Consider the following 1346-nt stretch of genomic DNA (forward strand, 5'->3'; position numbering starts at 1 on the left):
CCCCCGACACCCCTGATCCCGACGACCCGCCCGTGATCATTCCCGACGACCCCGACCCCTCCGACCCGTCCAAGCCGGACACCCCGGTCGAGAAGGAGCTCGACGGCCGCGACCTCGTCGCCGGCGAGTTCTCCTTCACGATCACGGCCACGGGCGCGAACGCCAAGAACGTGTCGCCCAAGAGCCTGACCGGCAGGAACGACGCCTCCGGCAACGTGACCTTCACCGGTGACGGCTTCACCTTCGAGAAGACGGGCACCTACACGTTCACCGTCGCCGAGAAGCTCCCGTTCGACGACGACCCGGACGCCGAGGGCGTCCAGAGCGGCGGCGTCACCTACGACGAGTCCACCTACACCCTGACCGCGAAGGTCACGAAGGGCACCGGTAACAAGCTCGCCGTCTCCTGGCAGGCCCCCGAGCGCACGGTCTCCTTCAGGAACACCTACGAGCCCTCCGGCAGCGTCGACGTCTCGCTCGGCGCCACCAAGGTGCTCGAGGGCCGCGACCTGGCGGCCGGAGAGTTCACCTTCGAGCTGCGCGACCGCAACGGCCAGCTCGTCGCCACGGCGAAAAACGCCGCCGACGGCTCCGTGTCCTTCGCCGCGCTCCACCTGACCGAGCCCGGCACCTACACCTACACCATCACCGAGGCCAAGGGCGACCTCGAGGGCGTGACCTACGACACCTCGACCCACACCGCGGTGATCACCGTCACCGACAACGGCGACGGCACGCTCTCGGCGACCGTCTCCTACGACGGCGGCGACGAGCTCCCGGTGTTCACGAACTCCTACGAGGAGCCCTCCGAGCCCGGCAAGCCCTCTGAGCCCGGCAAGCCGTCCGAGCCCGGCAAGCCCGGCGGCGGCAAGCCCGGCGAGTCCATCCCCCAGACGGGCGACACGGTCGTCCTCGCGGTGGGCGGCATCACCGTCGCCGCGGTGGCCGCCATCGGCGCGGGCCTCTACCTGCGCCGCCGCTCCGCGCGCTAGCGCCCAGCGGCACCACCCCACGGTGCTCAGCCGCCCTTCCACGTTTCGGCGGCTAGCATACAGCCGGCGGTCTCGACCCAATTTGCCGCCGACACCCTGCCGGGTACGGCCGCATACCGCGTCCGGCCCCCTCTCCGACCCTGAACTGCCTCCCATTTCTTGGACATGGAAATAAAAGTCCGAGAGACGGGAGGCTTTCTCATGTCCGTCGGCCTACGATGCAGGCACGACCGCAAGCTCAGGGAGCTCGCCGCCGACATGTTCGCGGAGGGGCGGGGCGGGGATCCGTCGCCAAGGTCCTCGGGATCCCGGAGGAGGCCGTGAGAAAATGGCAGCAGACGCACCGGTCCGTGG

Annotated in this window: 1 protein-coding gene; it reads left to right on the forward strand. The window is 69.6% G+C overall.

Translation table 11 applies throughout. The features are described from left to right. On the forward strand, positions 1-992 hold a 992-nt coding region (locus tag H6A21_RS10725), incomplete at its 5' end, for a Spy0128 family protein (RefSeq protein WP_275052532.1). Between the last annotated feature and the right edge of the window lie 354 nt (positions 993-1346).

This window comes from Collinsella tanakaei (assembly GCF_016902615.1).
Lineage (GTDB): Bacteria > Actinomycetota > Coriobacteriia > Coriobacteriales > Coriobacteriaceae > Collinsella > Collinsella tanakaei_A.